The following is a 25227-nucleotide window of genomic DNA, read 5'->3' on the forward strand; positions in this document are numbered from 1 at the left end:
GACCGGTGAAAGGAGCAAACATGTCGTGAGTGAAGGACAAAAAATTCAAGAATTAACTCTGGAAGAAGTCATGGGGGACCGCTTCGGTCGTTATTCCAAATCTATCATCCAAGAGCGGGCCTTACCCGATGTCAGAGACGGGCTAAAACCCGTTCAACGGCGAATCTTGTTTGCCATGAACAAGGATGGCAACACCTACGATAAGGGGTTCCGGAAGTCCGCAAAGTCTGTTGGGAACGTTATGGGGAACTTTCACCCCCATGGCGATAGCTCCATCTATGAAGCGTTGACCCGGATGAGTCAGGATTGGAAGGTTCGCGAACCTCTAATCGAGATGCACGGGAACAACGGGTCCATGGATGGTGACCCAGCCGCTGCCATGCGGTATACCGAAGCTCGTTTAAGTAAATTAGCTGGTGAAATGTTACGGGATATCGACAAAGATACGGTCGAAATGGTCCTTAACTTTGATGATACCGAGTACGAACCAACCGTCTTGCCAGCGCGTTTTCCCAACCTGCTGGTCAACGGGGCGACCGGGATCTCTGCCGGTTACGCCACGGATATTCCGCCACACAATTTAGGTGAAGTCGTTGATGCCTGCATTTATTTATTGAGTCACCCCAAGGCTACCTTGGAAGAATTGATGGGCTTTGTTCAGGGACCAGACTTCCCAACTGGTGGGATCATTCAAGGGAAAGACGGCATCATCAAGGCCTATGAAACCGGTCGTGGTCGCGTAGTCGTCCGTTCTAAGACGGCAATTGAAGCCTTACGGGGCAATAAGAGTCAAATCACGGTCACCGAAATTCCGTACGAAGTCAACAAGGCCCAATTGGTCAAGAAAATCGATGAGATTCGCTTGACCAAAAAGGTCGAGGGCTTAGCCGAAGTTCGGGATGAAACCGATCGGGACGGTCTGCGGATCGCGATTGAACTCAAGCGCGACGCCGACGCCCAGGGGGTACTCAACTACCTGTTTAAGAACACCGAGCTCCAGATCACCTATAACTTCAACATGGTCGCCATCAACCATAAGCGGCCCGAACACGTTGGGTTAAAGACCATTTTGACGGCTTACTTGGAACATCAACGTCAGGTCATCACGAAGCGAACGGAATATGACCTACAAAAGGCCTTAGACCGGCAGCACATCGTAACTGGGTTGATCAAGGCATTGTCTATTCTGGATCAAGTGATCAAGACCATTCGTGCCAGCAAGAACCGGCGAGACGCCCGTGACAACCTGGTCAACACCTATGACTTCTCCGAAAAACAAGCGGACGCCATTGTCGCCTTACAACTGTACCGGTTGACCAACACCGATGTAACCCAGTTGGAAGCCGAATCTGACAAATTATCCGCAGCCATTGCGGAAGACCACAAGATCTTAGCTGACCCTAAGGCCTTGAACGCCGTCTTACGCAAGGAACTTAAGGCCGTAGGTAAGGAATACCGGAACCCTCGGCGTACAGAGATTCAGGCTGAAATTGAAGACTTGAAGATCAACACTGAGGTCACGGTCGCTGACGAAGAGGTCGTGGTCCTCGTGAGTCACGATGGTTATCTGAAGCGCTCCGGTGTCCGTTCTTATACGGCCTCCGATCCTGACGATAACGGGCTAAAGGATGAGGATTATCCAATCTTCATGCAAAAGCTCAGCACGCTAGACCACTTAATGATGTTCACCAACAAGGGGAACCTCATTTACCGGCCAGTTCATGAGATCAGCGACGTCAAATGGAAGGAGACTGGTGAACACATTTCCCAGACCACCGGTTTAGCTGCCGATGAAGAAATCGTTGCCACGTTTGCCTTCAAGACCCTTAAGGAACCCGGTCGCTTCCTAATCGCTACCAGCGATGGCTACATTAAACAGACGGCCTTTAGTGACCTAACGCCTGGTCGGACGTACAAGAGTCGTGCCGCCGTGTACGAAAAGCTTAAGCATCCTGAGGCGCGAGTCGTGCAGGTTAAGTATCTGACCGAACCTATCGATCAGGGAATCCTGCTGGTCTCTAAGAATGGTTACGCCTTGCGTTACAGCATCGACGAAGTTTCCGTCAACGGGGCCCGAACGACTGGTGTCCGATCGATGGATCTTCGCGATGACGATGAGGTCGTGAACTTGGCACTCGTCACCGATAGCGATACCATTGCCATGATCACGCAACGGGGGGCCTTCAAGCGACTAGCCATGAAGGAATTATCCGTGACGAGTCGGGCCCGACGTGGGGTCATCGTCTTGCGTGAGCTGAAGCGTGATCCACACCGCGTCGTTGACTTTATGGCCATTCCCGCGGGCAATCCGCCACTGGAAATTCTGACCAGTCGTGAACGGACCCACGATGTCTTGCCAACGGAACACCCGCTAAGCGGTCGTTACTCCAACGGGTCCTTCGTGGTCGATACGGATGTCGAGGGGCTGCCAACGCAATTACGCGTTAAACCGACGGCGCTCGTTTTAGACTAGTTAGTTGCTAGCAATGATTTTATAAGCAGAAATCGTTGCGCTTTTAGGCCAAACAGCCTATCATAGTGATTAATAGTAACCATTAGGTTGGCCTGGTATCAGACTAATCATAAGGAGTAAAAGCGGATGAAGACGAAACAGGAAAGTATCTTTTCTTCAAAGACCTTGACGTACTTCCTACAGCTTGCGGAAACCATGAATTACACCCAAGCTGCTCAGATTTTAGGGATTACGCAACCGGCATTGACGCAGCAGATCAAGAAACTCGAACGGACTGTGGGGGCACCGCTCTTCTATTCGGTCGGGAAGAAACTGCGGTTATCTGACGCTGGTTACACGATGTTAGACGCCACGCACAAGATTTATGGGATCCTAAACCAAGCCACTGACGAGATTCAACAGTCGACCAGCGCAACTCAGGGAGAAATCAACATTGGGCTTCTGGCCTCCATGGAAGACGCTGTCTTTGAGGACTTCGCCATCTTGTCATACCAAAATAATCCTGACTTGAAGATTTCCTTTCACATGTTAACGCGGAAGGAAATCTGGGAACGACTAGAAAATAATAAGATCGATTTGGCCATCATGTACTTGCCAGATGATTCGATTAAGAACTGGAAGCCCTATGAGTCCAAGAAGATCATTTCGGATGACCTCTTGTTTATCCACCACGACGAACAACTGTCGAAGAAACGACGAATCAAGTTCAAGGACACGACCGCCGATGTTTGGGCGATGTACCCAGAAGGCTACTACCTCAATCAGACGTTGCACGAAGCCTATAAGAACCAGTTAGCTGATTTCCCTAAGAGTGTCGCAAACTTCACGACACCAACGCAGCTGTTGCACTTCTCAATGCAGACCCAAGCGTCTACGGCACTGCCAAATTCGTTTATGATTGGTCAAGATGACCTCCCACAAACGTGGACAGCGCATTTCGATCCAAACATCCGCTTCGACCTAGCCTTTGTGTTCCGCAAGGGTAAGGCCGAGATTCCGCGAATTAGCCATTTTTTGGCTCAATTTGATCGTTATTTACACACGGACGATTACATTTCGCGGCTCAAACAATTGCGTAACAAGTAACACTAAAAACTATTCTGTTAAAGGAGTTCTACTCATGAGCAAGTCATTAGTTTTCGGTCACCAGAATCCAGATACGGACGCCATTGTTGCAGCCAAGGCGTTTGCCTACTTCCAAACCCAAAAGGGCTACGACGTTGAAGCCGTTGCCTTGGGCGAACCTAACATGGAAACCACTTACGTTTTAAACCACTTCGACGAACCAGCACCACGGGTCGTTAAGACGGTCTCAAACGAAGTTGATCACGTCATGTTAGTCGACCACAACGAAGCCCAACAAAGTGTTAGCGACCTCGACAAGGTGCAGGTCAACTTCGTCGTCGACCATCACCGGATCGCCAACTTCACGACGGATTCACCTCTGTACTACCGGGCAGAACCTGTTGGTTGCACGAGCACGATCCTGACCGAAATGTTCAACGAAGAGAAGATGGAAATTCCTGCCAAGTTGGCTGGGCTAATGTTATCCGCCATCATCTCTGACACGCTGTTACTCCAATCCCCAACCACGACTGATGCCGACCGTGAAGCCGTTCGGATGTTAGCTGAAATTGCTGATATCGACGTTCAAAGCTACGGCATTGCTATGTTGAAGGCGGGAACGAACTTAGCTGCTAAGAGTGACAAAGAACTTATCGACGGCGACGCTAAGTCCTTTGATATGGCTGGTCACAGCGTGCGTATCGGCCAAATCAACACGGTCGACTTAGCCGATGTTTTGGACCGTCAAGCTGGTTTGGAAAAGGAAATGCAAGCTGAAATGGCCGCCGATGGCTACGACTTGTTCATTACCTTAGCCACTAACGTTTTGAACAGTGACTCCGAATTAATCGTTGCTGGTGAGCCTAAGGCAGCGGTTGAAAAAGCCTTCAATACGAAGCTTGACAACAACCGTGCTAGTTTGCCAGGGGTTGTTTCCCGGAAGAAGCAAGTCGTGCCACCATTGACAGCTGCTTTTGAAGCTTAATTTACTCAATTTACAATCTGAATGAACGCTCCATGGCGACTTAACGGTTGCCTTGGAGCGTTTTAATTCGCTTTAAAGTCAGTAACTGCTATAATGACGCCGATGGTAGCCGTTAGGCATCTTCCTTCGCGAAGAGAGGGATTATGCATGACAAGAAGCTTTTGGTCCCGGGGGATTACCCTTGCGGTTGTTACTGTTGGTCTTTTTGTCACCCCAGTGGGCGGGAGTGCTGTTGCCGTGGCTGCAGCCGGCACAACACCTTTTGGTCCGGAGCGGTTTGCCCACAATCACGCGACCTACGTAATCACCACCAAATCGGCTTACTATCGGCAAGTTTGGCAATCCGCCATTAGCGCTTGGAATCGAACCGGTGCGTTTCATTTCAAATTGGGTACCACTAAAAATGCACAGATTACTCTCAAAACCGCCTCGAAGACACAGGCAGTGGCTCTGGGAGAAGACGTCGGCTTAACTGATTACTGGTCTAAAAACGACCTGTTACTCGACGTCACGGCAACACTCAACCCAACGCTCCTGAAGTCGTACGCGTATTCACGCGCTGACGACGTTCACGTTGCGGAACATGAATTGGGTCATGCCATGGGATTAGCACACAATCCGGCGGAAGAAAGCGTGATGTACTATCGCAATCGTTCCGTTGGAATCAAGCAAGTTGACGTTAACGGCGCTAAACTGCGTTACCAAACTCCGGCTGGTCAATCCAGCTAACCTTGAACCGCTGGCCGACGATGAGTTGGCTGGCGGTTTTTGCGCCTATCCAGTCGTCAAATTGTAGGCTAGAGCGGTGTGGACGACGTTTCTTGGCATTATTGTATGATCGACCCTGATGATTCCTCCAGCACAAAAATAATGTTGAATGCTCAATTCGATTGGCCGGACATCAAACAAATTAGTTGCGTTTTAGTCCAGGAGCCTTAAACTAGGGCTTATAGGTAATTAGTTGTACGCAATTGATTGGAGGAAATTATTATGGCTAAACAAGAAACGCAAGATGATTTAAAGCAGCGACTCACCGCTGAGGAATACGCCGTAACCCAAGAGGCGGCCACAGAGGCAGCGTTCACCGGAAAGTATGACCACTTCTACGAACCTGGTATTTACGTGGATGTGGTCAGCGGCCAACCGCTATTCAGCTCGACCGACAAGTACGATGCGGGCTGTGGCTGGCCATCTTTCACCAAGCCAATCGATGCGACTAACGTTAAGGAGAACACCGATCACTCATTTGGTATGGTGCGACAGGAGGTTCGGAGCACAGACGCTGGCTCACACTTAGGTCACGTCTTTAACGACGGTCCAGCAGATCAGGGTGGCTTGCGCTACTGTATCAACTCAGCAGCGCTAAAATTTATTCCGGCCGACAAATTGGAAGCAAACGGTTACCACGACTTTGGTCAATTATTCAACTAAAAAGGGGGATTTCGCATGAGTCAAACTGAAACGGCAATCTTTGCTGGCGGCTGCTTCTGGTGCATGGTGAAGCCCTTCGACACCCAACCCGGGATTCAGTCCGTAATTTCTGGATATACCGGCGGACATACGGTTAATCCAACTTATGCCGAAGTGGCCAGTCACACAACTGGTCATACCGAGGCCGTCAAAATTACCTTTGATCCGACAGTCATCAGTTATGCTGAACTCGTTAATATTTATTGGCGACAAACCGACCCCACAGATGCCAGCGGTCAATTTCAAGACCGGGGTGACAGCTACCGGCCAGTGATTTATGTGGCCAATGACGATCAGCGGCGCATCGCGGAAAAATCTAAGGCTGACTTAGCGGCCAGCGAACAGTTCAACGCACCCATCGTAACCCAAATTGAAGCTGCCCAGCCATTTTATCCCGCGGAAGAAGAGCACCAAGACTTCTACCGAAAGAATCCATTCCGCTATCAAATCGAAGAGATGGGCGGGCGCGAGGCCTTCATTCATCAGAATTGGCACTAGCAAGTCCCTTATTGCATGTTACAATTAGGTAAAGGACGGGGATTTTCGTATGGGTTATGTACTAAATTTACGGCAAAAAGTCGGTCAGCAACCACTAATCGTTGTCGGTTCAGCAGCCATTGTTCGTCGACAGCAGCAAGTACTGTTGGTTAAGCGCCGAGACAATCATCTCTGGGGGTTGCCGGCCGGATCGAAGGAACTAAATGAAGATACGGCAGCAACTGCCGAGCGCGAGTTGCGTGAAGAAACCGGCTTACAAGGAATCGTTCAGCAATTGTTGGCGGTCGTCAGTGGTCAAGACATGCAGTACACGTATCCAAATGGCGACCAGATTGATTCGGTGACCGTGGTTTATGACGTCGCAGCAACTGGTAACTTAGAGGTTACGACGGATGAAACGAGTGCAGCAAAATTTTTCGACTTGGCACAATTGCCAGAGCAACTGACACCGTTGACGAAAAAGATTTTGACCACGCTAAAATTAATTTAGATTTTATTGATATAGGAAGCCAATTCGTTAAATAAAAAACGAACGGGCTTTTTTACTTTGAATCTAAATTGCTTGCTTTTTTGGCTTTTAACTCTACTTTCGATAATATATATTATGTAAAGTAGAATATATTTTAAATATTAGCCGTGAGATTGACCGACCCCTGTTTGCACTTTGACTTTGTATTTTTGTCTGTTACCAATTTTGGACGCACGTCTGCTGTAAGCTAAATTTCTTATTAGCTTTTTCGTCGTCCGTGATCAAACTTCAGCAGCTGGATCTCTGCTTAAACGTTCAACAAATCTACTATCATCATAATCAACTTCAAATTGTTCCTACAGCGTAACGAACTCATCCACCGCGCACAAGTAACCGACTCCGTTTGAATCTGATGAAAAACTCAAACTATCGAATTTTTGAGGCGCATTCTACGACATTCTCGTGATGAAGTCTCCGTCTAAAGTCTGAACGTGTGCTTAGAATCAACGTGTATTTTGGGCTTTTTCCATGGCTGACTGAGTGGTCGTCGCTAGTTAAATTTATTCCCAAATCAGCAGCATTTACCAGCTGGATTGAACAGAATTCATAATGTCAGTAGCTACTAGCCATGCGACAAAGCTTGCTGACTGTTGATTCCGACCGTAAAAATAGTATGCTGCAATTGATAAAATCCCAAGCCATTCAACCGTAATATGCCTAAGAACGTTGGTATATCAGCGTTGAACCCCCAGTAGTCTTAATCATAGAAAGACTGACTACCAATAACAGGAGATAAATTTTAGTCCTAAACATATAAAAGTCGTCTAAATCCTTGCTATGACAGCATTTACAGCTAGTAACCCACAGGATACCTCAACCAAACTACTTTAGGGCCAGCAATTGTCATTGCACTACTTTCATTAAAACAAATATTTTAAAGATAGTAGTAGCTAGAATTAAGGCGGGGGACTTGCTAATTTGGTCATTCACCGGTATCATATAGGATATGAGAACATACGTTTGGAGGCCATTTCTATGGAGAAACAACATTACTTAAAATTAATTAACGAGGAATTGGCCACTGCACCCTGGTACGTCCAGGAATACTACCAGGCCAAAGCGACCGTCCCCCTGTCCCCAGCTACCCTTTATCAGTACCTCACGGAATTCCGCCGTTTCTTTAACTGGCTGATCAGTGAAGGCCTAACGCCGGCTAACCACCCCGCTGACATCGATATTCAAGTGCTGGCGACTTTAAAGAAGGAAACGGTTGAGCTGTACAAGTCCGCCCTGCTGAATCAAACCAAGCTCACAGGTGCTCCTGGTAGTCGAACCCATCCAACCATCAATCGTTCACTAAATGCCCTCTCGTCGCTCTTTAAGTACCTGACGGAAGATACCGAGGACGAGCACGGTGAAGCTTACTTTGACCGTAACGTGATGCACAAGATTGCCCTAGTCCGAACTAGCGAAACTTACGCGACCCGGGCAGCCAACTTGAAGACCAAGCTCATGCTAGGCAACACGGATCATGATTACCTGACCTTTATCGACGAGAAATACGAAGGCCTGTTGTCACCGGCTAGGAAACGGTATTTTCACCGGGATAAACAGCGGGACCTAGCCATCAACGCCCTCCTGTTGGGTAGTGGCTTACGAGTCTCGGAGGCCGCCAATGCTGACCTGCGCCATTTGAACCTGAAGACGGGCACGATTGGTGTCGTCCGCAAGGGGGGCCAGCGAGATACCGTGCCAATCGCCCCGTGGACATTACCCTACATTCAAGACTATGTCGAGCACCGAACGGCGATTTATCACGCCACCAGTAGCGACCGGGCCCTTTTTCTCAGTAGTTATCGCGGTCAGGCCTCGCGCATGCAGGCCAATTCCATGGAAAAAATGGTCGCCAAATATTCTAGCGCGTTTAAGGTCCGTATCACGCCGCATAAGCTCCGGCACACATTAGCCTCAAAACTCTACCTCGCCACCAAAAACGAGCAGCTCGTAGCCACCCAGCTGGGACAGAACTCAACCAGTGCAACTGGTCTGTATACCCACATCATGGATGAGGAACAGCGGCATGGGTTGGAGAAAATGTAAAATGAGTAAGCTGCAAGCGTGAACTAAGTGAAAACCTTACCGCCACAATCGACAAATAGCCTCGCACAAGCTGACAATCACTGAACTATCGGCCTGTGCGAGGCTATTTGTTTGAACATGAAACCAAGCTAAAACCGTCTAGCAAGCAGTAGCCGTTATCCTCCAAAAATCAATGTCAAACTAGTAGACAGTTGTTGGAGCTCATCATGGGATGGCAAGTCATCTGACTGCAAATAGTAAGTTATCAGGCCCAACATGGTACTCCCAATCACAGTTGTTTCTAGTTCTGATGCGGGGCGCTTAAAAAAGACGCGAAATTGCTCACTAAAAATACGCTGAGCACCCGCTAATAGCTGCACCCTCGTCTCCGGAATCGTCATCAAGGCATTGATTGGTCTTCGCCAATTCACCATTAATTCCTGCAGCTCCTCCTCTAATTTAGTCACCGCATGACTTAAAGGAATTTCTTGCTTCAGTAGTGTAACCCTCTTTTGTAGTGTTTCATCTAACCACGTCAGAATATTCTGTAATATCACATCAGCCAGCGCAAATTTATCCTGATAGTGAGCATAAAAAGTTTTTCGATTAATCATTGCACGGGTAGCTATGTCCTTAACAGTGACGTTAGCAAGTTCCTTTTCAATTACCAGATCGACGAACGCGGAAGAAATAATTTTATCTGTTTTTTGAATTCTTAAATCGGCCAAGGTGACGCCCCCTTCATTACCACTTTTTGTGCTTCTGTAACCCTACACCCCACAAATTTAGACTGTGTCCCTTTAAGACACAGAAATGTTCAACCTGACCATTCTTTTAAATGCAGAATCCGTTTATGATACTCATAGATTCAAGAGGAGGTTATTTAAATGCTTAATGTATTCAAAAGAAAGAATATTTGGCTAGGTATGTTGGCCGCAATTATCATCATCGGACTATTCGCCTTCGCACAGGTTGGGGCAAGAAGTACCGTTAAGCTCCACCACCTGCCATTGGCTCTGGTCGTCAATGACAGCGGAAAGGATGCTAAGAACGTTGTCAAAACCTTGCAGAACGAAAGTCACAAGAAGAATGCCGAAATCAAATGGGTAAATGTTGAAAGTTCCCGTAGCCTAACCAAAGGGTTTGCAGAGAGAAAATACTACGGTGCTGTCGTCATCAATTCTGGGTTTACCAAAGCTATTAATCAACAGACTCGTTATTTAAAAGGCAAAGTTATCGCTAACAAACTGGATGTTCTAGCAGCCAAGACCCCGGCATTAACTGAAACGCAGCCATTTCAACGGCAAAAGATAGTCGCAAGTTCTTTGACCAACAGATTACCTGAACAAGCAAGGATTTCTCTGTATGTCAGTCAAGGAAGTAATGTGACCGCTGCGAACGTCTTAATGACGGCGTTACCTGAGATGACCAATCGATTAAACCAAAAGATCACTAATCAGTATAACCGTATCGCTACTAAGTCTGGTTTAACTCTGACGTCACCGGAATGGTCAAGTCTTCAGACGCCAATCAACGCCACGCTGACGAAACGCAATTCCGTTTCAACCAAGGAGATCAGTGGGATGGCGCCATTCTTGATAACCATCTTTTGCTGGCTTGGAAGCCTCATTTTCAGCCTTCTAAATTGGCGCGACCACAGCAAAAATGAAATGAAACGCACTGATGGTCGGCTATCTATCACCAGTGTGACGAGCCAATTAATCTCAGGCCTGGCAATTGCAACGGTCATTGCCGTCTCCATTTACTTCTTCATCAAAATTTGCTACTCGGTTCCCGTTCACAATCCACAGAACTTCCTCTTATTGATGGGATTCATTGCGTTTGTCTTCTATGCCTTGCAGTCAGCCGTTCTCGATTTACTGGGCCTAAAAGGGTGGCCTCTGCTGCTCGTCATTTGGATTGGGTCGATGGGTGTAATCACATTTATTCCACAAATGCTGAGTCCCTTTTACCACAACTACGTTTACGACATCACACCCATCCGCTTTGCCAACGACCTCATCACAAATCAAATGTATATTCGGGATGCTTCCATAACTGGATCATCCATGATGGCCCTGCTTTACCTTGGCCTAGCTTCAGTTGCTGTCATGTATGGATCAACGCTGATTAGAAAGGCAAAAAAGACTGCCTAGCCTCTGCAACGATTACAGTTATTATGCGTCTCCTCTAATGAGAGTGACGAAAATAGCCATTTTGCCTTGGTGCACACGCCATCGGTCTACGTCGGACTAGGTCGTGGGTGCTCACAAAATTCACCTTCCCACTATATAATTATTTTTAACCGCCCTCAAACATTTGATTGCAAAAAGCGCTGCTTAGAACAATCCTCATACAAACATTGAAGAGTCTTTAGCTCTTCCGTTCCTAACAGTATGGTATCGTTAAAATTATTTAGCCTAAAAATGGTCAGTCCATATTGAGGCCGACCATTTTTACATATCTTTCTATAGCAACACGACGACCTTACCAAGCTTACATTAATCAGTCAGTTGGTAGTTCGCGTCAACGAACTACCCATGCAGGCATTGTGGACCCGCAATGCAACAGCCTTTTCTCGCTCATCTTCCACGAAGTAAGGCTCCTGTATTTTTTGACGCCTAACCGCTTCTGAAGATACCAGACGATATACCACAGGGCTACAAAGGTCGCCACCCCGATGACAAGCCCCAACCAGTTGGGTGAATGGACGCACAAATAATGGCTAGGAAAAGATTGTTCATCCAAAATGTGAAGCGAACGATTCTTTGAGCACGTGCCATTTGACACTTACGTCAGTGATCAGAAAAAGGCGTCTGAGATCGTCATCAATCCCAAACGCCCACCAAAATTTAGTTTCGGTTCAGATAATCCTGACGCTTCCTAAACAGAAATACCGTCAACAGCATGCTAAATGTAAATGGTAGCGCCAATCGATATGGCCGTAAGAAGGCCTGGGTTAATTGTTGCTTGGTTTCGCGCCTGATTTTCGTAACCACGGATGTCAAAGTCCTATTATCTTGAGCAACCCGGGCCGTCACGGCCTGACTAACCTGTCGGTGAATACGCCGTTTAATGGTAGCTGGTGCTTGGGTCAGCTTATTTTTCTGTAAGGCTTGCTGGTAGTTTAAGCGGATAAGCCGTTGCGTTTTCGCCTTACCGATGAACGTAGTCTGTTGATGCTTAGGTGTCTTCTCCGTTGCTAACTGCGTCTTTACCTGAACCAACGTGTCACTCTTCACCTTATCTGCCATCGCTAAGGCCTCGACGCCGTTCTGCGCAAAGGTCCAGATGTTGGTCTTCGCCGTTACCAAATTAGCAGACAGTGCTGACACAAAGATGGCTACGGCTAGGGATGTCCCAATCTGCCGAAAAACGCCAATGACACTCTGCGAGGCCGTTAGCAGGTTGCCGGTGAAATTGCCGGCCGCCAATACCGTAATCGGTCCAATCACGATGCCATAGCCTGCACCCACTAGGATTGCCGCCACACAAATCTGCCAATACACATCGGGATTCATTTGACTAAGGATCACATAACCCCCAATCATAGACAGACTCCCCATCAAAATGACGGCTCGCGGCCCCACCTTGGATAACAGCCAACCGCTGATGGGTGACCAGATGAAGATCATGAGTGAGGCGGGGGTTAATCATCAATGCCGCCAGGAGCTCGCCTTTATTTTGCACCTTCGTAAAGAAACTTGGCATCAAGACTAATAGCGCAACCAGAAAGATACCGGACATCACGGTCACAACTGCTGACCCGACAAACTGTTTTTCCTTAAATAAGGCCAGTGGCACCATGGGTTGTTGGCTATGTGCTTCGACCACAATAAAAGCAACTAGCGCAATGATACTCAGGAGACCAAGCCCCAGACATCTCTCGCTCATCCACCCCCAGTCACTGCCCTTGACCAACAACAGAGTTAGGCTGAATAACATCATCATTGAAAACAGCGAACCAGCAACATCTAAGCGTTCCTTTAATTGCTTGCCCTCGTGTAAGTCGAACAACCGCCAGCAAAGTACGAGTGAGAGCAAGGTAAAAGGTATATTGATCAAGAATATTCCACGCCAACCAAAGAACTGCGTCATGATTCCGCCAATCGTTGGCCCCATAGCTGCCGCTAATCCTTGCGTGACGCCCAGTGTGGCAATCGCGCTGGTTCTTTTTTCCATAGGAACACTCTGAATGCCAATTGTCATGCTGGCTGGGAAGACGATTGCTGCCCCCAGACTCTGAATTCCCCGGCCCACAATTAGCCACGCCACATTAGCTGATAATCCAGAAAATAGTGAACCGACTAAAAATAATGCTAGACCTAAGATGTAAAACCGGCTGCGACCATGAATATCTGCTAGTCGTCCCAAAGGAATCGTCAAACTGGCAAACAAGATGGTATACAAATTGAGCGCCCATGAGAGCTGTTCCAAGCTGGTCGATAATCCCGTTTGGATCGCCGGCAACGCAATGTTCATCACCGTCGTGTCTAAAATACAAAGAAAAATACCAATGGCCATTACCCCAACTAACTTCATTGATTTTTTCATCATCTTCACCCCTCCTCAAGTGTTATTACTAGTTTATCGGCTGCCACCACGATAAACTAGCTTTAGGTTACAGAAAAGGGGAGAGTGTTACCTAATGAATCCACGAGACCGCAAGCAGCAGAACTTAGCAGCCATTTACCAGACTTTACTGGAATTGATGATGCAAAAACCACTGACCGATATCTCTATCACTGAGCTTTGTCAGCGGGCCCAAGTGTCGCGGACTTATTTCTATCGCCACTATCAAGATTTTGATCAGATTATTCGGACATACCAAACACAGAATATGCTCCACTACCTACGCCGATTGCCACGGACACCGCAAGTTGATCTCGCTCGGCTGATGACCCACTACTTCGAAAACACAAAGTCAGAAGCAGAAACCTACCGTCTCTTGATTAAAAATGGTAAATTGGATGTCTTGCTGGAAACATTTCAAACCGTTTTTCAATTGCTCATCAAACAAGACCGCATTGAAAAACACTCGTCGCGGTTAACGGCTCCTTATTATCTAGAGTTCTTTTCTGGTGCCGTCATCAACATTACGGTCAACTGGGTCAAACATGGTTTTGTTGAATCCCCGGAGTACCTAGGACAACTGGTGGCTCAGTTTACGCTGGGTTAAAAAAGAAACGGCTTCACCGCGGCTGTTTGCCGTGATGGGGCCGTTCAATTTGGAAAATATAGGTAACCGTACATTCAATTCAAGGTGACATGACGGGAAAATCAATTATTCAAAGGATTCTACTTTTTCTGGCCGAAATCATTTGCTGCCCAAACTTTGGGTAAACTAATGGCTACTAGAAAAATCAGAATCCATTTTAAGAGAGTCAGTCTGGTTCTATTATTCGACTACCACTTTTTAGCACAGAAAGCGAATCAGCAGTCGGTCAACTTGAATGTTGTTATGCAACTTACTATGCTGTGCGTTGGGCCCAACAATCTTCCGTTCCCGATAAGACTTCGCTCGACTGGAAACCAGGTATCGCAGTGATTGGGAAGAGGCATTGCTGACCGAACCATCCGAATGTGAGCCATCGTTTTTATCACCGTAAACGTTCAGCACCGTAATTTGATTCTTAGGATAAGTCTTACGCAACTGTAATAGCGTTTTATAATCAGCCTGCATCTTTTCGGGCTTGCCATTATGATCAAGCTTCATCTGATTTGGCTCGTCATTCATTCCCAAAATCCCATCGAAATGACCCGCAATATTAACCTGTTTCTGAATCTTGGGGAGCTTCGATGTATTGTCCAACAGGTAGTACATAATTGCCATATTACCCATCGAATGACCAACCACGTTAAATTTTTTTAAGTGATATTTCTGCTGGAGCGTCACGACTGTTGCCTTGGCCCATCGCCCCCATTGACGCGGATTCGAATTGCGGCTATCTTTGAAATCCACCTCTACGATTGGATGGTAATCGCCCTCACGAAACTGGCCCGCCAAGGAAACCTTTCCATGCTTTGAAACCGTTGCGCGCATAATCGTCTTCGTCAGACCGGCGTTCACCAACGAATGGGCCATCTGTTCTTCAGCGCGGTAACTACTGCCCCACCCGTGGAAAAACAGCGTTGGTTCGTATTTACTGGCATGCGGCAGACGCGCTGTAGTTGACTGATGACTGGTCGTCCCACAAGCTGTGAGGCCTAAAACAAGTAATCCAATTCCCAGGAATAGTAAAAATCTCTTTTTCATTTCGTATTTTCTCCCCATTTTTAGTAACGACTTTTCGGCCACTTAGTTTATCGGGCCAAGTATAAGCCTTGATGTGAACTCTAAGGCAAGGCTTATTTTCAATGACTACTACAAAGATCAGGTCCCGATTCAAGGTAATCTGAATCAAGACCTGGTCTTTGTAGTGAATAACCGTGTTACCTTCCCAATGAATCATTATTCTTCGTGCATCCACTTATCGAAGCTTGGCGATTTTTCAGGGTCATAGCAACCATCTTGATCAATAGTCACTGATTCCACTGGAATGTCCGCGATAAGCTTCTTCCAATCAGAACTGGACGGTAGTTTTTCAAGAATCAAGCGCCCATCATCGCTCAACGTCATTTCCAGCTGATCACCGCTTGAAAGATGCATTCTTTTTCTAAAATACAATGGAATAGTCACGTGTCCCTTGCTGGAAACTGTGATTATTTTGCTACCTTTTTTAATGTCCATCGTAAATTCCTCACTACCATTGAATTTTCCGTCTCATCAGAGGCCAATTCCAACCTTTGCTATGATACAGTATAGACACTTGAATAGACAAAATCCATCCACGTATATTTTTTTGAATCATTTTAACGGTAGCAGTTTCCGGCGTGGCATTTACCTCCGACTTTGACTATCATCCACCTACTTGACTACATCACCGCCGAGTCCGCCCGGTGCCAGTAAAAGTATGCCAACGTCCCTAAGCTAAAGACGACCGCGATTCCCGCCAAAATCCAGCTAATACCCGCAATTGAACCGCCCAGCGAAATTGTATGTCGCAAACCGGCCATCGCAACGGTCATCGGCAAGTACGGGTGAACGGCCCGGTAGAACGGATTGGTCAGTTCAATCGGGTACGTCCCGCCCGAAGCTCCAATCTGAAATAGCATGAACAGTAGCATCAGCCACGCCCCCGTTAGGCCAAACCATAACCGAAAACAGGTCACTAAGCTGAAGAACGCCAACACAATCAGCAAGCTCAATAGGTACGTTTCCCCTGGTTCCAGTGGCCGTAAACCAATGATGTAGCGCACGCCCAGCCACATGCAGGACGCCGCTAATACCACGAACCCCCAGAGAAAGCCCATTTTATCCAACCAGGCCAGCGCAAAGTTACGGTATTCCCCGTGACGCTTGCGGGCGTCGTAAATAATGTTGAGCGTGATGCAACCCACGAATAGCGAAATCGCCATAAAGTACGGTGCCATGCCCGTTCCGTTGTTGGCGACGGTCACCACGTCATGCTGCGTTAATTTTACGGGCATTGCCAAGTGTTTCAATTGATCTGTCCGCCGAACCTCGCTGAGCTGTTCGCCGCCCTGTGTCAAACCAGCCACAATTTTCTGCGTTGCCGCGGCAACTTGTGTCGCTGGTAAACCGGCCACACCAGCCTGACTCAGCTGATCCAATTGCTTAGCCGTTAACGTTAACCGCTTGCCCACCGTCAGTGCTGCATTCTGACTAGCCTGTAATTCGGCTTGAACTGCCGTCTGGTTGAGGGTCGTCTGCAGCTTCTGCATTACAGTCGCCCCCATCTTTGAAGCCACCGTGCTTTGACCAGCGTTGGTGTCATAGGTCACCTTTAGCTGCTTCGGTGTCGTTGCTAAATGACTCAGAGTTTGCGATGCGTTGGCCGGAATCTTCAAGACCAGAAATAGCCGACCGTCCTTCAACTCCCGCCGAGCCTTCGCCGCAGTCATCCGGTGAAACTGGAGTGACTTGTCTTTGACCAGCTTTCGTGACACCGTCCGCCCCCAAGCCAGTGTGCGCGTGGACCGATCCTGATCGACCACCGCCATTGGCAAGTGATGAAGCTCCCCGTACGGATTCCAAACGGACGCCAGAAACAAACTTGCGTAAAATAGTGGAATGACTAAAATGCCTAATAAGATTCGCCAAACCGCTGGATGATGCTTCAGATAGGACCATTCATGAGATTTCATATTCTCTCCCCCTTGCTTTATCGAATGAACGAATCATTCATTCGATTGCCACCCAGTCTAAACACTCCCGCCAAAAACACAATTTTCAGTGGCCATTTCACGGGATTTTGACCAGTCAGCTAATTAAGGGGCTCACTGATAGCTACGCCGCAACATTTCCCGAACAACAATCAACATTTGTTCGTCGTCATTACGGGCCATCTCCGTTTCAAAGCTGTCGTAGCGCTTGTGGGCACACCACCAGAATACGAGATCGACCACGATGACACCGTTACGTTGGGGGTCATTCAGTTCAGGCTGATGTTGCTGCAGGAAATCCCCAACATGCTGATAAATCTCCTGCCGCTGCTGACGATATAACGCAGTCAGAGCAGGATTCACGCTCGGATTATGCTCAAGAATCAAGAAGTAACGCCCGTATCGTTTAAACGCCGTAAATAAGGCCGTTAATAGCTGGTCAAAGCTAGTCGTCTGCTGGCCAGCCAGTTGGTGATTCCAGTCAGCATATGCGGCTTCCGTCCGCCGCACCAGCTCCCGCGGATCAACCGGTTGTAAGGGATAGGTCGACCATGACGTCCCCTCAGTTGTCGGTAAGGTCGTCAGAAACACATAATCCAATAGGGCCTCTTTCCCACTGAACAGCCGGTACAACGTCCCCACCGCAACGTGCGCCCGCTGCGCAATCATTTGCATCTGCGTTTCGTGATACCCTGGTTGAATGAACAATTCACTCGCCGCGGCGTAAATTCGCTGCAATTTTTCTTCATCGGTCATGGGTGACCAACTCCTCTCCATTTCCATTAAACCCTAAATGATGGCGAAGTGCCGGGTTGACCATGTGACTGGGTTAATCACCTTACAAACAATTAGTTGTATACAACAAAAAGGATAAAATTAGGATATGAATTTCTCCTAAAATCATCCTTTGAGTATTTAAGGTCTAAGCTGAGCCCCATCATATTTTTCCTTAATTAACTAAAGAGCGGTAAATTACCCAGTGATTGGTCCCAATCACCATAATCGGTACTTGACTAAGACTTAATTAGATCCTATTAAGACAGGTTATTGTATATACCAACGAATTTCAAGAAACTATCGTTCACTTTGCTTACTTGATTGCTCTAAATTTGCTAATTTTCCAGTACGTAAGCTCCCCGACCAGATCAATCCTAGTAACGATAATACTGCGCTCCCCAGCATCGCCGCTTGAAAACCACTGACAAATCCTTCGCCAGATACTTGATAAAAGATCATGACAGCAATCGTCGTTCCCAACGCCCCACCCAGTAAGCGAAAAACGTTATAAATACCGGAGGCCTTGCCAATCATCACCCGTGGAGCCGCACCGAGCACCGACTTCTGTAAAGCTGGGCCAGCCATCGACAATCCAACACCAGCCAACATTAGCGGCAAGACCAACCACGCATAGCTCTGGTGAACGAACCACGCGATCAATAAGTAGCCCCCGCCTTGCAACAGCAATCCCAACGTGGCAACCCACCGTTCTCCAAATCGATCGACCGCTCGACCCGCGAATGGGGCCACAACAACCAACGTTCCCGTCCAGGGTAAGAGTTCCAGCCCCGCCGTCAACGCCGTCGCATGTTGACTGGCCTGTAAGTACTGCGGTAGGAAAAATACGACCCCGTACATTGATCCGTAGAGACAGGCCGTGGCCAGATTACCACCAGTAAATGCCCTTGCTCGAAACAGATGGAGGTCAACCATTGGGAAGTCTGCATGCGCCTGACGAACAATGAACCAACCGGCACACCCAATACTCAGCAAGCCAATTGCCAACGACCAGTATAACTGACCGCCGTCGGTTGTTGCCGAAAGTGCCCAGACAGTTCCCGCCATGGCAACGATAATCAATAGGCTATCCATGAGGTTGATTGGGTCGCTTCCCCCGCGACTCTCTGGCAAATAACGTCGTGATAAGAGAACGGCCAAAACGCCAATTGGCACGTTGATCCAGAAAATCCATTGCCAAGTCAACCGGGCCACGATAAAGCCGCCCAGTGAAGGACCGACAATTAAAGCCAGTCCACCAATACCACTCCAAATCCCTAGGGCACGGCCACGTTGCCCGGTTGGTAAAGCGTTGGTGAGAATAGCCATCGACATGGGAGTCATGACCGACGCCCCGATGCCCTCAACGATTCGTGCGAGAATCAACCAATTAATGCTCGTTGCCAGCGCACAGAGCACCGAACCAATTGTAAAAATTAAGATGCCCCAATTGTAGACTCGCCGGCGCCCCCAACGTTCCCCTAATGCGACACCGACCAATAAAACTGCAGCAATCGTAATATTATAAGCGTTCAACGCCCACTGCAAGGTGCCAACTGAAATTTTAAATTCAGCACGAATTGCGGTAGCTGCCGTGGTAACGATCATCGCATCCATCATGGCCATAAAGAATCCCAATGATGTCAGTCCCAGTACCCACCCCGACTTGATCTTTTCCCCTGTCATTTCTCCGTCTCCTTAATGTCAAAGCATAGTTCAAATACCTTTGAACTATGTAAACATACCATGGCTGCCAATCGCTGGCAAGCGGCAAAAACAAAAAAGAGAAGATCCTGATGATCTCCTCCTCATTGGTCTAACAACCTATAAGTTTTGCCAGAAATGGGTTAGATACCGGTCAACCGTCGACCGGTCTAACATCACATATTTTTCACGGGCCACCTTGTGCGTGGTGATCAGTCCTGCTTCCTGCAAAATTTTAAAATGATATGACCCGGACGTTTTGCTAATGTGCATGGCCTGACCAATTTCACCACAGGAGACTTCATGGTCCAATCGATTCAGATACCGGATGATCTCTAGCCGAATGGGATCAGCCAGGGCCTTAAAAATCTTAATTTCAGCTTCAGTTGTCTGTATTTGCTGTGTCATATCACTTATCCTATCAAAATTATTTTCACGACTTATGCTTCGCACGTTGCTTCAACGCCTGATTAATCTGACTGACACGGAGGCGCTGGTTCAGCATAACAGTGACCCAAATGACGATGTAGACCAAGACAAAATCGATCCAAAAGCTGAGGCCAACCGACCAGTTATTATACACCATCAGGAGTAAGATCACCGCCGCCGTTCCGACCAAATGAATGGTAAACGCCAGTGGCCAGGCCACCTCTTCATGATCACTATCGAAAATCAGGCTGAGAACGCCAATTGCGCCACTCGCTAAAAATAGACTGACAACGATTTTTGGTGAGACGGTGTCGGACGTCACATGAAACGCAATCAGTAGGAGGTAGGCAACGGCACCATAACTCACACCTCTGATAACGTACCTGAGTATTTTAGTCATAGCTCCCCCTCCTACAAGCCCAATTGGCTCATTAATTCTTTGACATACTTACGACTCACCGCCGTCTTGAGGTTTGTTGTTAAAACGGCGGTCATGTTCCCAGAAAAACTGTCTTCTAGCGACTGTAGATGGTCCAGATTTAACACGCCATGCTTGGAAACCTGGATAAAATTAGAGTCGCCCAACCGTTGAACGAGATGTCGCAACGTTTCGTGGGTGGTGATTGTGCCCGTCGTGGTATACAGCAGGAGGGTCTCGTGTTGGACATCGGCGAGAATAATCGTGGCCGTTTTCACCATCACTAGCCGATCCGGCGTTTTAACGGAAATAATACCGGTGCGACTAGTTTGATAGTTGTCCAGATACGCCGAAATCGCCGCTGTTTCCGGACCCTCCGCAGCCGCCTGAACGACTACCAAAGGATCAGCCGGATCGATATCCGGATTCTGTTCGAATTTATGCCGCACGCCAATCCCCCCATTTTACTTACTGCTCGCGGACTACCCGGCGCCGACGCTGGAGTCGTAGCCATTCTACGCCAAATACCAGGATAACGGCACCGCTAAAGATTAATCCCATTATGAGGTAAGTTTCCTGTTGGGTCAACAAGGTCGACCAGTTTAACCGGACACCCATCAATCGATCAAAGGTGTTTCTAGCCGCTACATTCCCGGAGAAGGCCGTTTTCAGTTTGTCGTCCATCAAGAATTGGCGATAGAGCGCCGCCACATAGCTTCCGGGGATGAATTTGACCATACCCTGCGCGAAGTTAGGCAAGGTCCCAATGGGGATGTACGTGCCTACCAGGAAACCCGCCGCGGTTCCTACGATGGTCCCCAGTTTGCCTAAACTGTCTACCGTGTGAATGCCTTGGACGATTGCTGCATTCACCACGACTGCTAGAAGTGAACTCGTGACCATGAGTCCCAACGTGTTCAAGACTGCCGTAACGGAAAGCGTCAGGCCATCCGTCAGGTAAAAGCCACCCCACATGATGACAAACATCGCCAACTGCATCAGCGCACCGATCACCGCGGCGCTGAGCAAGTAGCTGGTAAATAAGCGCGTTGGACCGGCATCGGTTAACTCCAAGTCGGCCACAATGTGCTTTTCCTTATCTGTGACCATCAACGCCATGCTACTGAGAGTCGTGGTGATGCTGGTAATGGCCAGTGTGCCCCCAATCAGCCAAGTGTCGAGCAGAACCTTGGCGTCAGGCATCTGGTGCCAACTCGTCAACATATTTTTCTTCAGAAAGACCAGGTACAGAACAAACGAGATGAGTGCTCCCAAAAGTGAAAAGAAGACCCCACTGCGATCCCGAAAGTACAATAGTAAGTTACGCTTGATCATGGCTAGCATATTACCGCATCTCCTTTCCCGTTAATGCTAAGAAGGCATCATCCATGGTGCCCGGCCGAAATTCAAAGTTACTGATCAGTGATCGGTTTGCTGTCAAAATGTCGAGTGCGGCCTGCATCGTTGGTAGGCTAAAGATAAGTTGGTCAGCCGTCCGCCGCAGTGGTTTCTGCGTCACTCGCGTCGCCAATTGTGCAACATCCGGTGAGATCAGCGTCAATTTGTCCGCTGCATAGCGATTTTTAATTTCGGTCGCCGTTCCCTGCGCCAAGACCCGGCCATGGTCGATGATGATGACCTTGTCTGCCGCGTCGGCCTCATCCAAGTAGTGCGTGGTGAGAATGACGGTCAGGTTCCGGTTGCGTTGTAAGCGCTGAATCAGCGTCCAGATAGCCAGCCGCGTCTGAATATCCAGGCCGGTCGTGGGTTCATCCAAGAATAAAACATCTGGCTCATTGATCAGGGCCCGGGCGATGTCGACTCGCCGGCGTTGCCCACCGGATAAGGTGCCGTAACGTTGGGACATAAACGTGGTGAGTCCCAGTTGCTGGCTTAAAATGGCTACCCGGTCAGCGGGGACGTGGCGGTACTGGCCCGCGCGAATTTGTAGATTTTCTCGGACCGTTAAGATGTCGTCCAAGACGCTGCCCTGAAAGACGACGCCCAGCTTAGGGTCATGGTCGTAGGTCACCTGACCGGCCGTCGGTTGCAGCAGGCCAATCAACATATTCATGGTCGTCGACTTGCCCGCGCCGTTTGGTCCCAGTAGTGCGGTAAAACTCCCCTTTTCAATCTGCAGGTCCACCGCGTTAACGGCGACATGGTCCCCAAAAGTCTTGGTTAAGTGCTGCGCTTCTAATAGCATCTGCCTCATCTCCTATGCTAGGAGAATACACCCCGAGTGCCCATGCCGTCTCGATAATTGGATTAAGTGGCGATTTTTGCTAGGTAAGTGGTAAACTGGGGCGGGTGAAAGAGTGGGGTTAGAAGAAGCTATAGTCAACCTATTTATTAAAAACTAAGCAAAAAGTCTGCGATTTTAATCGCGGGTTAAAAAATTCGCCGTTGAAAAATTTTGCGACATAATTCTGATGAATGAACCACACCATTAATAAATAGCCCGTTTCGAAAAATTTACATGTCCTTTCCTTGTCTCTGATGTTAAATCAAGTTATACTAGTTAAAACTTAATATATTAAGGAGTGATGGCTATGGAAACAACGATTCGTAAAATTGGCAACTCAGTAGGCGCAATTATTCCTAGTGAACTTAATGCCGAAGCCGGCGATAAGTACAAAATTGTTAGAATTGGTGACACATTCGTCATGACCCCTTTACGTGATAATCTCTTTAGCAATGAAAATGGCTGGGTTGGTTTTCGCGATAGCATCTCTAAGGAAGACCGGGAATGGGACGAGGCAGATGACTAATGTACATTCCTGAACAAGGAAACCTAGTTTACATCAATTTTGATCCGTCAATTGGTCATGAAATAAAAAAGAGACGTCCTGGACTAATTGTCAGCAAAACAATATTCAATAAACTGACTGGTTTTTGCCTAATCTGTCCGATCACTAGTACCAAACGTGCTTTTGGAACTTATATTACAATCGAACAACCCCATAGAATTAAGGGCGAAGTTGTTACGCATCAGCTGAGGTCAATAGATTTTGAAAAAAGGCAGCTAGAGTTTATTGAGACATGTGATCCTGTAACCTGGGCGCATGTCATTTCGACGATTGATCAATTCATTTAAGTTCAATACACAAGAGGTAGAAAATCCGAGTTAAATTTCGGATTTTCTGCCTCTTTATTTTCAAAAATAAAAAAGCACCGCCACCTCTCGGATGACCGATGCTTTACTTCCCTTACTTCAATGACCATTCTTGACGCGTAAAACTAATTCCCCAATTAGTCAGCGTTCTTGAATTGACCACCGGTTAAGGCACTCTTCAATACCCAACCTTGACCCTTAACGTAGCTAAACGTTCGCGTCTTCTTGGCTGAATTCTTCAATTTCAATTGCTTCGTTACTTTGTACGTGGTGCCAGCTTTCAAATGACCCTTAGCCGTCAAGGAAGCAGTTGGCCGGTCAGCAGCGATGAAAGCCTTGTGAACAACGGGCTTGGCGTCCTTGGTATGGAACGTTTTAGCCGTCTTGAAGAAGCTAGACGAAACGATCGTGTAGGTCACAGCTTTAGCCTTGATTCCGTCAGCGGCCTTAAACTTGCCGGCCGTTAACTTGCTGGCAACGACCCAGCCTTGACCCTTAACATAACTGTACTTTTGGTTTTTCTTCGCGTTAAGCTTCAAAGTCGCTTGCTTGGTGATTTTGTAAATGGTGCCGGCCTTCAGGCTCCCCTTAGCCGTCAACGTCATGGTTGGCCGGTCAGCGGCAATGCCTGCCTTGTAAACAACGGGCTTAGCATCCTTGGTGTGCACCGTCTTGGCCTGCTTGAAAAAGCTAGACCCAACGATCGTGTAAGTCTTACCTTGCTTAGCCTTCGCCGTCGTTGCAACGGCCGTCGTAGTCTTAGCAGAAGCCGGTACGGCCAATGCCATTGGTGCGACTAACCCCAAAACAGTCATTAATACTAAAGATTTTTTCATAATAATCCCACTCCCTCTTCCAAAGATTACGACCAGTATAGGCAGGTTACAGAAATGTGTCAATGGCATTTCGATTGTAATATATTAAGATGTTCTAAAGGCACAATCTTTTAGGGGAGTGACTGCTTGCTCGCCAAGACGTTTGCCCATCAAACGTTACAGAACCGTTAAGTTTGGTGCCTTGTGAACGCAAATTCTAAACAATTTGATTTACTTGGATTATCCACTCGACCATACAAAAACAAGTTCTTGTTCCCCAGCGGGCGGGACTAGCAGCAGAACCGCGGTGGCATTTTATTAGTTGCTTTTATTAAAAGTTAAGCAGAAAACCTGCGATTTTAATCGCGGGATGAATGCCAGAACTTAAAATCCTTTTGAAACATACGTTCCCCTGGAGAGCTAAATTATGGTATACTTAATCCAATCTACAGGGGAGGTATCCATTGGCTAAATTAGGGCGAACAATCAAGATGAGACTCTATCCGGACACTGATCAATCAGAACAATTTCTAGCGATGAGCCAGGAATATCAACGATTAGCTAACATTGTCAGTCAATGGATCTTTGACAATGCTTTTCAGTTAAGCTGTTTAAAAATCAATCACCATCTGTACAAACAATTCAGGCAGAAATCACCGCTCAATAGCCAGATGATTCAGTCGGTTTTTCGGACGGTTGTGGCTCGC

The 25227-nt window shown here is 47.6% G+C and carries 24 protein-coding genes and 2 pseudogenes; 13 read left to right on the plus strand and 13 right to left on the minus strand.

The window, feature by feature from the left end; genetic code table 11:
• The first annotated feature begins 25 nt into the window (after positions 1-25).
• The 8 genes from parC to xerS all read left to right on the plus strand — a co-directional run bounded on the left by parC (position 26) and on the right by xerS (position 9060).
• Positions 26-2473: a DNA topoisomerase IV subunit A gene (gene parC / locus FC99_RS13355; RefSeq protein WP_082153293.1), complete on the plus strand. Its 2448-nt coding sequence runs from the start codon at positions 26-28 to the stop codon at positions 2471-2473.
• 126 nt (positions 2474-2599) lie between these two features.
• Positions 2600-3559, plus strand: a complete 960-nt coding sequence (locus FC99_RS13360; protein ID WP_048736020.1) for a LysR family transcriptional regulator — start codon at positions 2600-2602, stop codon at positions 3557-3559.
• A gap of 34 nt (positions 3560-3593) precedes the next feature.
• Positions 3594-4523: a manganese-dependent inorganic pyrophosphatase gene (locus FC99_RS13365; protein ID WP_048736021.1), complete on the plus strand. Its 930-nt coding sequence runs from the start codon at positions 3594-3596 to the stop codon at positions 4521-4523.
• 147 nt (positions 4524-4670) lie between these two features.
• Positions 4671-5252 carry a matrixin family metalloprotease gene (locus FC99_RS13370; RefSeq protein ID WP_048736022.1) on the plus strand — a complete coding sequence of 194 codons (582 nt, stop codon included), beginning with the start codon at positions 4671-4673 and terminating at the stop codon, positions 5250-5252.
• Positions 5253-5513: 261 nt separating this feature from the next.
• Positions 5514-5954 carry a peptide-methionine (R)-S-oxide reductase MsrB gene (msrB, locus tag FC99_RS13375; RefSeq protein WP_048736023.1) on the plus strand — a complete coding sequence of 147 codons (441 nt, stop codon included), beginning with the start codon at positions 5514-5516 and terminating at the stop codon, positions 5952-5954.
• A 15-nt stretch (positions 5955-5969) separates the two neighbouring features.
• Complete coding sequence (msrA, locus tag FC99_RS13380) at positions 5970-6491, plus strand: peptide-methionine (S)-S-oxide reductase MsrA (protein WP_048736024.1); 522 nt, start codon at positions 5970-5972, stop codon at positions 6489-6491.
• Between the two features lie 49 nt (positions 6492-6540).
• Positions 6541-6981, plus strand: coding sequence for an NUDIX hydrolase (locus FC99_RS13385; RefSeq protein ID WP_048736025.1), 441 nt, complete (start codon positions 6541-6543; stop codon positions 6979-6981).
• 1014 nt (positions 6982-7995) lie between these two features.
• Positions 7996-9060: a tyrosine recombinase XerS gene (gene xerS / locus FC99_RS13390; protein ID WP_048736026.1), complete on the plus strand. Its 1065-nt coding sequence runs from the start codon at positions 7996-7998 to the stop codon at positions 9058-9060.
• A 155-nt stretch (positions 9061-9215) separates the two neighbouring features.
• Here the strand turns inward: xerS and FC99_RS13395 are convergent, their stop codons facing one another.
• On the minus strand, positions 9216-9767 hold the full coding sequence (locus FC99_RS13395; protein ID WP_048736027.1) for a TetR/AcrR family transcriptional regulator: 552 nt from the start codon (positions 9765-9767) through the stop codon (positions 9216-9218).
• 159 nt (positions 9768-9926) lie between these two features.
• Between FC99_RS13395 and FC99_RS13400 the strand changes: the two genes are divergently transcribed.
• Positions 9927-11195, plus strand: coding sequence for a YhgE/Pip domain-containing protein (locus FC99_RS13400; RefSeq protein ID WP_048736028.1), 1269 nt, complete (start codon positions 9927-9929; stop codon positions 11193-11195).
• Positions 11196-11891: 696 nt separating this feature from the next.
• On the opposite strand, the pseudogene FC99_RS13405 reads toward FC99_RS13400, so the two are convergent.
• Positions 11892-13596 (minus strand): annotated as a pseudogene (locus tag FC99_RS13405) (MFS transporter).
• Positions 13597-13687: 91 nt separating this feature from the next.
• Between FC99_RS13405 and FC99_RS13410 the strand changes: the two are divergent.
• Positions 13688-14218: a TetR/AcrR family transcriptional regulator gene (locus FC99_RS13410; protein ID WP_048736029.1), complete on the plus strand. Its 531-nt coding sequence runs from the start codon at positions 13688-13690 to the stop codon at positions 14216-14218.
• Between the two features lie 237 nt (positions 14219-14455).
• On the opposite strand, the gene FC99_RS13415 is transcribed toward FC99_RS13410, so the two are convergent.
• The 10 genes from FC99_RS13415 to FC99_RS13460 form a co-directional block, all read right to left on the minus strand.
• The gene (locus tag FC99_RS13415; protein ID WP_053083563.1) at positions 14456-15295 is read right to left on the minus strand and encodes an alpha/beta hydrolase; all 840 of its coding nucleotides are present in this window, start codon (positions 15293-15295) and stop codon (positions 14456-14458) included.
• Between the two features lie 195 nt (positions 15296-15490).
• Positions 15491-15769 (minus strand): AbrB/MazE/SpoVT family DNA-binding domain-containing protein, encoded by a 279-nt coding sequence (locus FC99_RS13420; protein ID WP_048736031.1) that lies wholly within the window; start codon positions 15767-15769, stop codon positions 15491-15493.
• 185 nt (positions 15770-15954) lie between these two features.
• On the minus strand, positions 15955-17247 hold the full coding sequence (locus FC99_RS13425; protein WP_048736032.1) for a YhgE/Pip domain-containing protein: 1293 nt from the start codon (positions 17245-17247) through the stop codon (positions 15955-15957).
• A gap of 132 nt (positions 17248-17379) precedes the next feature.
• Complete coding sequence (locus FC99_RS13430; protein WP_048736033.1) at positions 17380-18021, minus strand: TetR/AcrR family transcriptional regulator; 642 nt, start codon at positions 18019-18021, stop codon at positions 17380-17382.
• A 318-nt stretch (positions 18022-18339) separates the two neighbouring features.
• Positions 18340-19725: an MFS transporter gene (locus tag FC99_RS13435; RefSeq protein ID WP_048736034.1), complete on the minus strand. Its 1386-nt coding sequence runs from the start codon at positions 19723-19725 to the stop codon at positions 18340-18342.
• A gap of 138 nt (positions 19726-19863) precedes the next feature.
• Complete coding sequence (locus tag FC99_RS13440) at positions 19864-20151, minus strand: ArsR/SmtB family transcription factor (RefSeq protein ID WP_048736035.1); 288 nt, start codon at positions 20149-20151, stop codon at positions 19864-19866.
• A 25-nt stretch (positions 20152-20176) separates the two neighbouring features.
• Complete coding sequence (locus FC99_RS13445; protein ID WP_048736036.1) at positions 20177-20572, minus strand: DUF3021 domain-containing protein; 396 nt, start codon at positions 20570-20572, stop codon at positions 20177-20179.
• An 11-nt stretch (positions 20573-20583) separates the two neighbouring features.
• A complete protein-coding gene (locus tag FC99_RS13450) occupies positions 20584-21039 on the minus strand; it encodes a response regulator transcription factor (protein ID WP_048736037.1) in 456 nt (151 codons plus the stop codon).
• Positions 21040-21058: 19 nt separating this feature from the next.
• Positions 21059-21934 carry an ABC transporter permease gene (locus FC99_RS13455; protein WP_048736038.1) on the minus strand — a complete coding sequence of 292 codons (876 nt, stop codon included), beginning with the start codon at positions 21932-21934 and terminating at the stop codon, positions 21059-21061.
• Between the two features lies 1 nt (position 21935).
• Positions 21936-22796, minus strand: coding sequence for an ABC transporter ATP-binding protein (locus tag FC99_RS13460; protein ID WP_048736039.1), 861 nt, complete (start codon positions 22794-22796; stop codon positions 21936-21938).
• Positions 22797-23142: 346 nt separating this feature from the next.
• On the opposite strand from FC99_RS13460, the gene FC99_RS13465 reads away from it, so the two are divergent.
• Together FC99_RS13465 and FC99_RS13470 are read left to right on the plus strand one after the other, a co-directional pair.
• Positions 23143-23361 (plus strand): AbrB/MazE/SpoVT family DNA-binding domain-containing protein, encoded by a 219-nt coding sequence (locus FC99_RS13465; RefSeq protein ID WP_048736040.1) that lies wholly within the window; start codon positions 23143-23145, stop codon positions 23359-23361.
• The gene (locus FC99_RS13470; RefSeq protein ID WP_048736041.1) at positions 23361-23687 is read left to right on the plus strand and encodes a type II toxin-antitoxin system PemK/MazF family toxin; all 327 of its coding nucleotides are present in this window, start codon (positions 23361-23363) and stop codon (positions 23685-23687) included. The genes FC99_RS13465 and FC99_RS13470 overlap by 1 nt, the downstream gene beginning before the upstream one ends.
• Positions 23688-23842: 155 nt before the next feature.
• Here the strand turns inward: FC99_RS13470 and FC99_RS13475 are convergent, their stop codons facing one another.
• Positions 23843-24541 (minus strand): hypothetical protein, encoded by a 699-nt coding sequence (locus FC99_RS13475; protein ID WP_048736042.1) that lies wholly within the window; start codon positions 24539-24541, stop codon positions 23843-23845.
• Positions 24542-24984: 443 nt separating this feature from the next.
• Between FC99_RS13475 and FC99_RS14330 the strand changes: the two are divergent.
• Positions 24985-25227: pseudogene (locus tag FC99_RS14330) on the plus strand (RNA-guided endonuclease TnpB family protein); the annotation flags it as partial.

Origin of the sequence: Levilactobacillus koreensis JCM 16448 (assembly GCF_001435525.1) — a bacterium.
GTDB lineage: Bacteria > Bacillota > Bacilli > Lactobacillales > Lactobacillaceae > Levilactobacillus > Levilactobacillus koreensis.